The sequence below is a fragment of the Aminobacter sp. P4_D5 genome (assembly GCF_056401815.1).
On the sequence record NZ_JBFUIP010000198.1, the window covers coordinates 1 to 9434 of the forward strand.

Below are 9434 nucleotides of genomic sequence, written 5' to 3' on the forward strand. Positions count from 1 at the left end.
GCTTTCCTGTCTTCGCTTCTGCGGCTTGGGGAGCTGAGGCTTCCGTCTTCGGCTGCTCGGCTGCGGCGACCGGTGCGTGCTGCTGCTCAGCGCTGGCGAGCGCGGTTTCCGCTGGTGTCGTAGCCGTTGGATTGGCAAGGGGAACGTAGCCGACCTGCTCGGGAAGGGCAGAGTCGCCGTTCATCACAAGATTGGTGGCTGTCGGCGCCGCGCCGGGGGCTCCCTGCGACGTTGCCTGGCCGGTTGCATCTGCGGTGAGGGCAGTGTTTGCAAGTTCGAAATTGGGTGCGCCCGTCGAAGAGCAGGACACGGCAAGCAGCGAAACCAGTACGGTCAGCGCAACGCCGCATCGCCGGTCTGCGAATCGCAGGTGTCCTGACGTCAAAGCGGTCCCCTCTCATGCACTGCAGGCCAAAGATCACGCTTGGCGATTAAATCGAACGTCTAAGCAGGCACGCTTCCGAATAAGAAGCGGCACTCAATGATATGGCGATGATCCCCAACTATCGAGCTAGGCGCCAAATAAGGCAAGATCATGATAGGCGCCACGTTTTCGCCCCCTTTGTTAAGGGCGTCAACTCACCACGCATTACAGCGAGTTACACGCGGACCCTCACATAGCTGCCGGGGGCATCGCCTAACACGTCGCCGCTTACGCCAGGCTTGCGAGCCGCAACGCGGCTATCGTCTTTGGCTTCGATCCAGCGCTGCCAGTGCGGCCACCATGAGCCAGGTGTTTCGGCCGCGTCCTGGAGCCATGCGTCGAAATCGCCTGTCGGTTTGCCGTTCGACCAGAATTGATACTTGCCCGCGGCAGGTGGATTGACCACGCCCGCGATATGCCCCGAGCCGGCAACGACGTAGTCGACGTCGCCGCCAAAATACTGGCAGCCGAGGAAGACCGAGCGGGCCGGGGCGATGTGGTCTTCGCGGGCGGCGAGGTTGTAGACCGGGATGGTGATGTCGGCGAGCGAGACGGTGCGGCCAGCAAGTTCCATCCTGCCTTGCGACAAGTTGTTTTGGAGATAGCAGTTGCGCAGGTAAAACGAGTGGTTGGCGGCTGCCATCCGCGTCGAATCGGCGTTCCAGTAGAGCAGATCGAAGGGCAGCGGGTCCTTGCCGCGCATGTAGTTGTTGATGACATAGGGCCAGATCAGGTCGCCCGAGCGCAGCATGTTGAAGGCGGTTGCCATCTTGGTGCCGTCGAGATAGCCCTTGTCCTTCATCGCTCCTTCGAGCGCTGTGATCTGGTCCTCGTCGACGAACACCTTGAGATCGCCGGCATAGGTGAAATCGACCTGGGTGGTGAAGAAAGTGACAGAGCGGATGCGGTGGTCGCCCTCCTGCGCCAGGAGCGCAAGGGCAGCGGCCAGCAGCGTGCCGCCGACGCAATAGCCGATCGCGTTGACCTCGCGCTCACCGGTCGCCTGCTCGACAGTGTCGAGACCATATTGCAGGCCCTCGCGGATATAGGCCTCCCAATCCTTCAGGCCGTGGCGCTGGTCGGGATTGATCCACGAGATGACGAAGACCGAGTGGCCTTGTTCGACCGCCCAGTTGATGAACGACTTTTTCGGGTTGAGGTCGAGGATGTAGAATTTGTTGATCCATGGCGGGCAGATCAGCAGCGGCCGTTTCAGCACCTTGTCGGTGGAAGGTGCGTACTGGATGATTTCGGCGACATCGCTGCGGCCGACAACCTTGCCGGGCGTGGTGGCGATGTTCTTGCCGATTTCGAAGCCGGAATAGTCGGCTTGCCTGAGCTTGAGGTCGCCCTTTCCAGCCACGATGTCCTCGGCGAACATCTTCATGCCGCGCACCAGGTTTTCGCCGTTGCTGGCGACAGTTTCGCGAAACAACTCCGGATTGGTCAGGATGAAGTTGGAGGGTGAGATCGCATTGGCGACTTGCTTCACATAGAAGCCAGCCTTGTGGCGGGTATGTTCATCAAGGCCGTCGGCATGCTCGACAAGATCGCCGGCCCAACGCGCCGTCACCAGATAGGCCTGCTTGAGGAAGTCGAAGAAGGCGTTGCGGCCCCATTCGGGGTCGAGGAAACGCTTGTCGGTGCGCTCGGGCTTCACAGCGTCGTCGACCTCGTCGCCGCCCATCCGCTGAACCGATTTGCTCCACACGTCGAGATAGCCGGAAAACAGCCTGGTCTGGGCTTCGAGAGCGCGTTGTGGGTCAGACAGCCAGTATTCGGTGAGTTTTGAAAAGGTCTTGACCATATCGGTCATCGGCTCGGCAACGGTGTCGCGGAGCTCGCCCCTTTCGCGCGGTTCAGCCCAGGCGGATGCCGCCTTGCCTGCTTGCTCGATCATGCGCGCCATGTTGAGCGCAAAACGCTCGGGATCTTTGACGAGATATTGCTCGACGGAGGAGGGGGAATCGCCGGTCGGCTTGTCCGAATCGTCTACCTTCGCCATGGTCTTTGCAGGTCCTCCCAAAGGGCCTTTTATTGACATACTATCATGTGACGTCTTACCGGGTCCAACGCGCTCTACCGCGCCTGTCGGGGAAACTTTATGACATATAGTGTTGGTCGGCATATTTTTTTCTGCGCCCGGGCGGTTCTGTTTGCTGGCGTGCTGGCATTGCCTGTTGCCGCCAGCGGTTGCTCCAGCACTGCGGCGACCAATTCTGTGCCGGTCGGAGCCCACGGCGCGCAGGACACCGGCACATACCCCAATCTCAATATCCCGCCGCAGTCCGCGGCTCCGCAGTTCACCGAGGATCAAAAGGCGGCCAAGCTAGCCAATCTACATGCCGCGCAAGGGCGCCAAGGCGCCAAGGCGGGCGTTGCAGCGGACAATTCGGCGGCGATGACCACGCTGGCCAGAAAGCATGGCGACGATACGCTCAAGGCCATCGAAGGCGAGTGCCAGGCTATCGACCCTGCCTGCAAATGAGTATATATCGCGCACGCATCGCGCAGCCCCCTGTTTACCTGGAATTGACATGGAAGAATTTCACAAGGTCCGCCGCCTTCCGCCCTATGTCTTCGAGCAGGTCAACCGGCTGAAGGCCAGCGCCCGGTCGCGCGGCGCCGACATCATCGACCTTGGCATGGGCAATCCCGACCTGCCGACGCCGACCGCTATCGTCGACAAGCTGTGCGAAGTGGTTCGCGACCCGCGCACTCATCGTTATTCGTCGTCGCGCGGCATCCCCGGCCTGCGCCGCGCCCAGRCCAATTATTATGCCCGCCGCTTTGGCGTGAAGCTCAATCCCGACACCCAGGTCGTGGCGACACTGGGCTCGAAGGAAGGCTTCGCCAATATGGCGCAGGCGATCACGGCACCCGGCGACGTGGTGCTGTGCCCCGATCCGACCTATCCGATCCACGCTTTCGGCTTCATCATGTCGGGCGGCGTCATCCGTTCGCTCCAGGCCAAGCCGGATGATGGCTTCATCCCGGCACTTGAGCGCGGCGTCCGCCATTCGATCCCCAAGCCCTTGGCGCTGATCCTCAACTATCCGTCGAATCCGACGGCGCATGTCGCGACGCTCGACTTTTACAAGGATGTCGTCGCCTTCGCGAAAAAGAACGACATCATCATCCTGTCGGATCTCGCCTATTCGGAGATCTATTTCGACGGTAATCCGCCGCCTTCGGTGCTGCAGGTGCCTGGCGCCATCGACGTCACTGTCGAGTTCACTTCGATGTCGAAAACGTTTTCGATGCCTGGCTGGCGCATGGGCTTTGCTGTCGGCAATGAACGCTTGATCGCCGCCTTGACGCGCGTGAAGTCGTATCTGGACTACGGTGCATTCACGCCGATCCAAGTGGCCGCGACCGCGGCACTCAATGGCGACGGCACTGACATTGCCGAAGTGCGCGAGGTCTATCACAAACGTCGCGACGTGATGGTCGACTCGTTTAGCCGTGCTGGGTGGGAAATCCCGGCACCGGCTGCGACGATGTTTGCCTGGGCGCCGATACCCGAGCCGTTCAAGCATCTTGGTTCGCTCGAGTTCTCCAAGCTGTTGATCGAGCATGCCGACGTGGCGGTGGCTCCGGGTGTTGGTTTTGGCGAGCACGGCGACGACTATGTACGTCTCGCGCTGGTCGAGAACGAGCACCGGATCCGTCAGGCGGCGCGCAACATCAAGCGCTTCCTGACGACCACCGGCAAACAACCCAACAATGTGGTTCCGCTCGCAGCCCACCGCTGAGCGCACCACAGACAATCCAGAACTGCTGAAATAAGAGGCGCCGTCGACCATGGCTGAAGCATTGCGTGTTGGAATTGCCGGTCTCGGCACGGTCGGTGCTTCGGTGGCGCGCGTGCTGCGCGACAAGGGAGCCGAGCTCACCCGTCAGTGCGGCCGCGAGATCGTTGTGTCAGCCGTTTCCGCCCGCGATCGTTCGCGCGACCGCGGCGTCGACCTGAGCGGAGCCACGTGGTTCGAAGATCCGATTGAACTAGCCGAGAAAGCCGACATCGACGTCTTTGTCGAATTGATCGGCGGCGACGAGGGCGCTGCCCGTGCCTGTGTTCGTGCGGCGCTTGATGCTGGCCGCCATGTCGTGACTGCCAACAAAGCGCTGCTCGCCAAACATGGCGTGGCACTCGCCGAAGTCGCCGAGAAGAAGGGCGTTCTGCTCAACTATGAAGCGGCGGTGGCTGGCGGCATCCCCGTCATCAAGACGATGCGCGAAGCGATGGCCGGCAACACCGTCACCCGCGTCTTCGGCATCTTGAACGGCACCTGCAATTACATTCTGACGCGCATGGAAGCCGAAGGCCTGACCTTCGACGCTTGCCTCAAAGACGCACAGCGGCTGGGTTATGCCGAAGCCGACCCGACCTTCGACATCGAGGGCAACGACACGGCTCACAAGCTCGCCATCCTGACCAGCCTGGCCTTTGGCTCGAAGATCGCGGCCGACGACATCTATCTCGAAGGCATCTCCAACATCACCCAGGCCGACATCCGCGCTGCTGCCGAGCTCGGATATCGCATCAAGCTGCTCGGCGTTGCCCAACGCACCGAAAGCGGCATCGAACAGCGCGTGCACCCGACAATGGTGCCGACGGCTTCGGTCATCGCCCAGGTTCATGGCGTCACCAACGCCGTCGCCATCGAGACCGATATTCTAGGCGAGCTGCTGCTGTCGGGGCCCGGCGCCGGCGGTAACGCCACCGCGTCGGCCGTCGTTGGCGACATCGCCGACATCGCCAAGAGCCGTCCAGGCTTCCAGCATGGGCCGGTGTTCGGCCGTCCGGCTAAGGAACTGAAGCCTTACAAGAAGGCGCAGATGCGCAGCCACGCCGGCGGTTATTTCATCCGCCTGACGGTGCACGACCGCATCGGCGTGTTCGCGGCTATCGCCAAGCGCATGGCCGACAACGACATTTCGCTGGAATCGATTGTCCAGCACGCCGACGGCACGGACGGTGTGGCACAGAAGACGGTGATCCTGGTTACCCATGAGACCACCGAAGCAGCCGTGCGCAAGGCGGTCGACGGCATTACCAAGGACGGCCACCTGACCGACAAGCCGCAGGTCATTCGCATCGAGCGTGCCGGATAAGACCTGCTTGTACGCGAGGGGGCAGAAATGTGCCCTGGACCGGGCCGTCAACCGCAAATTCCTTTCAATCGATTGATATTGCTTCGCTTTCGATAAAGCGGGCAACAGGTCTTGCTGTTGTCATGCGGGTTTGACAATAAGGGCCTGCCCGGTTCGGGCGCTCCGAATTCATCGATTTCAGGACCCTGATATGGCGAAAAGCGTTGTTGCCGGCCTCGACCGGATTCTCACCATGGAACTCGTGCGCGTCACCGAGCGGGCTGCCGTGGCCGCCGCAAGGCTGCGCGGACGTGGCGACGAGATGGCTGCGGACCAAGTCGCGGTCGATGCCATGCGCCAGGAATTGAACCGCCTTGCCATCAACGGCACTGTCGTCATCGGCGAGGGCGAGCGCGACGAAGCGCCGATGCTCTACATCGGCGAGGAAGTCGGCTCGGGCGGACCGGAAGTCGATATTGCGCTCGATCCGCTCGAAGGCACCACCATCTGCGCCAAGAACCTGCCCAATGCGCTGGCCGTCATCGCCATTGCCGAAAAGGGCAGCCTGCTGTTTGCGCCAGACGTCTACATGGACAAGATCGCGRTCGGCCCGGGCTATCCGGAAGGCGTGATCGACATCGATGCCTCGCCGGCTGAAAACATTGCCAGCGTCGCCAAGGCCAAGGGCGTACCGGTCGAAGAAGTCACGGCCTGCATTCTCGATCGCCCGCGCCATGCCAAGCTGATCGAAGCAGTACGCGCGACTGGTGCAGCTATCCGCCTGATCGGCGACGGCGATGTCGCCGGCGTCATTCACACCACTGATCCCGACGAGACCGGCATCGACATCTATCTCGGCACCGGGGGCGCGCCAGAAGGCGTGCTGGCTGCAGCGGCACTTCGTTGCACCGGCGGCCAGATGCAGGGCCGCTTGCTGCTCGACAGCGCCGAGAAGGTCGCTCGCGCTGCAACCATGGGCATCACCGACCCCAACAAGGTCTATCGTGTCGAGGAAATGGCGCGCGGCGACGTGCTGTTTGCCGCCACAGGCGTCACTGACGGCAACATGCTTGCCGGTGTGAAGTTCGGCCGCGATTCGATCACCACCCACACCATCGTGCTGCGTTCGTCGTCCAAGACTGTTCGCGAGATCAAGGCGCGCCACCAGGATCTGGAAAAATTCTGATTACGCGCTGGTTCCGGTCGCCTATGGTCGATCCGAAGCGGGTGGACTAGGTTTGAATGGCGACTGAAAAGCGTAATTTCCTCGGCGTTCGGCGTTCGGCCACCGGTGTTTCATGGGAGCACCGGTTGACCGAACGGCAGGATATGTTGGCGCTCGCCATTGCCCAGGGGCACGGCGTGCCCGACATCGTCGCGCGCGTGCTTGCCGGTCGCGGTGTCACGGCGGACGATGCCGAGCGCTTTCTCGATCCGACGATCCGCGACCTGTTGCCCGATCCGGCCTCGTTGACCGACATGGACAAGGCTGCCGGGCGCATCGCCGATGCCGTGATGCGCAAGGAGAAGGTCGCGATCTTCGGCGACTACGACGTCGATGGAGCCTCATCCTCGGCGCTGATGAAGCGCTTTCTCACGCATTTCGACGTCGAATCCGAGATCTACATTCCCGACCGCATTTTCGAAGGTTACGGGCCCAATCCCGACGCGATGCGTGAATTGATCGGCCGGGGCGCCAGCCTGATCATCACTGTCGACTGCGGCACCAATAGTGCGGCCTCGATCGATGCGGCCAACGAGGCCGGTGCCGATGTGGTCGTGCTCGACCACCATCAGGTCGGTGGGCCGTTGCCAAATGCGTGCGCGGTGGTCAACCCGAACCGCGACGATGATCTTTCCGGCCAGGGGCATCTCTGTGCTGCCGGCGTGACCTTCCTGACGCTGGTCCAGACCGCCAAGGTGCTGCGGGAAAAACTGCCCGATGCGCCGCGCCCGGACCTGCTGTCGCTGCTCGACCTCGTGGCGCTGGGAACCGTTTGCGACGTCGTGCCGCTGACCGGCGTCAATCGCGCTTTCGTCGTCAAAGGGCTGCGGGCCATGCGCCAGCAGAACAATGTCGGCCTGACGGCACTTGCCCGCGTCGCTCGCATCGGCGAGCCGCTCAGCAACTTCCATCTCGCTTTCCTGCTCGGTCCGCGCATCAATGCCGGCGGACGCATCGGCGATGCCGCACTGGGCAGCAAGCTGCTCGCCACCGACGACCCGGTCGAGGCCGGAACGATCGCTGGAACGCTCGACCGCCTGAACCAGGAACGGCAGGCGATGGAAACCGAAATGCTGGCCGAGGCGCGCGCCGAGGCCGATGCCGAGATTGGTGCCGGTCCTGGTCCTGCTGTTTTGGTGACGGCGAACACGACTTGGCATCCCGGCATCGTTGGCCTCCTCGCTTCGCGGCTCAAGGACCACGCCCGACGTCCGGCTTTTGCCATCGCCTTCAACGGAAATGGCATAGGCACTGGTTCGGGCCGTTCGGTCTCGGGTTTTGATCTCGGTCGGTTGGTGCGCGAGGCGGTGGAGGCCGGCTTGCTGGTCAAGGGCGGCGGCCACGCCATGGCCGCCGGCATCACTGTCGAGCGTGCAAAGCTTGGCGAACTGCGCGCCTTTTTCGAGCAGCGGGCGGCGGCGGATGTGTTTCGCCTTCAGGACGAGGAAAGCCTCAAGATCGATGGCGCGCTGGCCGCCGAAGGCGCGACCTTGAATCTTGTCGATGCGCTTGAGAAAGCTGGGCCGTTTGGGGCAGGGCATGTCGCGCCTGTTTTCGTCTTGCCGCGCCACCGTTTAGCCAACGTCCGGCTGGTCGGCACGGCGCATATCCGGGTCGATTTGCGCTCGGAGAGTGGTGGCCGCCTGCAGGGTATTGCTTTCAGGGCAGCGGAAACGCCGATCGGCGACTTCCTGTTCAGGAACCGTGACCGCACGGTCCATGTGGCCGGTTCGATTTCGGTCAATCACTGGAATGGCAGCCGCACCGCTCAGTTCAGGATGATCGATGCGGCACTTGCCGGGCCTTAGCCGAGCACTGCCTGTAGCCGGAGGATCTCTTCCATCTGCGCCTTGGTTGCCTCATAACCGAGGCGGATGGCCTCGTCGGCCCGATGGAATTCCGAAAGCCCGATGAGGCCGAGCTTGGGTTGGATCGAAAGATCAGGCGGGTCACCGGCGAGACGTGCGCGTGAAATGCGATCCTGGATGATGTTGAACGCCTCTACCATCACCCCAGTGATGCCAAGCCGTGCCTCGCGCTCGCTGTAGCCGGGAGTTTCCCCAGGCCTTGCCGGGCGTTCGACCACCAGTTCGCCGGCACTGTGTTTAATGACGGCGGCACGGCCAAACAGGTCGTAGTGTAGGTTGACGGCCACCACCAGTGGCTGCTCGTTGGCGCGGCAGACTGAGACCGGGACCGGATTGACCAAAGCGCCGTCGACCAGGACGCGGCCATTGCAGGTGACCGGTTCGAAAACACCGGGCAGCGCATAGGAAGCTCGCATGGCCTTGATCAGTGAGCCGCTCGAAAGCCAGATCTCATGGCCGGTGCGGATTTCGGTCGCAACGCAGATAAACGGCTTGGGCAGGTCTTCGAAAGTCACGCTGCCCATGTGCTGCTGCATGCGGGCGTCGAGTTTCATGCCGCCGAACAGACCATTGCCGCCGAGCTTCAGGTCGAACAGGCCAAACAGACGGCGCTTGGTCAGGCTGCGGGCGAATTCCTCAAGCTCATCCAGCCTACCAGCGAGATAACAGCCGCCGACGAGTGCGCCGATCGAGGTGCCGGCGATCATGTTAATGCGAATGCCGGCTTCATCCAGCGCGCGTAGCACGCCGATATGGGCCCATCCGCGCGCGGCTCCGCCGCCAAGAGCAAGCGAAATGCCGGTTTCTTTCGGGGTTGCTG

At 62.3% G+C, this 9434-nt stretch carries 7 protein-coding genes and 1 pseudogene; 5 read left to right on the forward strand and 3 right to left on the reverse strand.

The annotated features are described in order from the left end of the window. Together AC1DWF_RS27390 and AC1DWF_RS27395 are read right to left on the reverse strand one after the other, a co-directional pair. Positions 1-385: pseudogene (locus AC1DWF_RS27390) on the reverse strand (hypothetical protein); the annotation flags it as partial. Between the two features lie 214 nt (positions 386-599). Beyond that, positions 600-2429 (reverse strand): PHA/PHB synthase family protein, encoded by a 1830-nt coding sequence (locus tag AC1DWF_RS27395; protein WP_476782594.1) that lies wholly within the window; start codon positions 2427-2429, stop codon positions 600-602. 99 nt (positions 2430-2528) lie between these two features. Here AC1DWF_RS27395 and AC1DWF_RS27400 point away from each other — a divergent pair, with 99 nt between their 5' ends. From AC1DWF_RS27400 to recJ, 5 genes are all read left to right on the forward strand, one after another. After that, positions 2529-2912, forward strand: a complete 384-nt coding sequence (locus tag AC1DWF_RS27400; RefSeq protein ID WP_476787695.1) for a hypothetical protein — start codon at positions 2529-2531, stop codon at positions 2910-2912. 49 nt (positions 2913-2961) lie between these two features. Further along, complete coding sequence (locus tag AC1DWF_RS27405; RefSeq protein WP_476842281.1) at positions 2962-4179, forward strand: LL-diaminopimelate aminotransferase; 1218 nt, start codon at positions 2962-2964, stop codon at positions 4177-4179. 49 nt (positions 4180-4228) lie between these two features. Then, complete coding sequence (locus AC1DWF_RS27410; protein WP_476787694.1) at positions 4229-5542, forward strand: homoserine dehydrogenase; 1314 nt, start codon at positions 4229-4231, stop codon at positions 5540-5542. Positions 5543-5732: 190 nt separating this feature from the next. Continuing rightward, positions 5733-6707, forward strand: coding sequence for a class II fructose-bisphosphatase (gene glpX, locus AC1DWF_RS27415; RefSeq protein ID WP_476842282.1), 975 nt, complete (start codon positions 5733-5735; stop codon positions 6705-6707). A gap of 56 nt (positions 6708-6763) precedes the next feature. Then, entirely contained in the window at positions 6764-8554 is a 1791-nt protein-coding gene (gene recJ / locus AC1DWF_RS27420; protein WP_476782599.1) for a single-stranded-DNA-specific exonuclease RecJ, read from the forward strand. On the opposite strand, the gene AC1DWF_RS27425 is transcribed toward recJ, so the two are convergent. Then, the coding region (locus AC1DWF_RS27425; protein ID WP_476842283.1) for a patatin family protein at positions 8551-9434 on the reverse strand (884 nt) is incomplete at its 5' end. The two genes, recJ and AC1DWF_RS27425, sit on opposite strands and share 4 nt — an antisense overlap.

Bases quoted from the DNA above. Each gene is read 5' to 3' on its own strand.
- AC1DWF_RS27395 (WP_476782594.1), bottom strand. From the start codon at position 2,429: ATGGCGAAGGTAGACGATTCGGACAAGCCGACCGGCGATTCCCCCTCC.
- AC1DWF_RS27400 (WP_476787695.1), top strand. From the start codon at position 2,529: ATGACATATAGTGTTGGTCGGCATATTTTTTTCTGCGCCCGGGCGGTT.
- AC1DWF_RS27410 (WP_476787694.1), top strand. From the start codon at position 4,229: ATGGCTGAAGCATTGCGTGTTGGAATTGCCGGTCTCGGCACGGTCGGT.
- recJ (WP_476782599.1), top strand. From the start codon at position 6,764: ATGGCGACTGAAAAGCGTAATTTCCTCGGCGTTCGGCGTTCGGCCACC.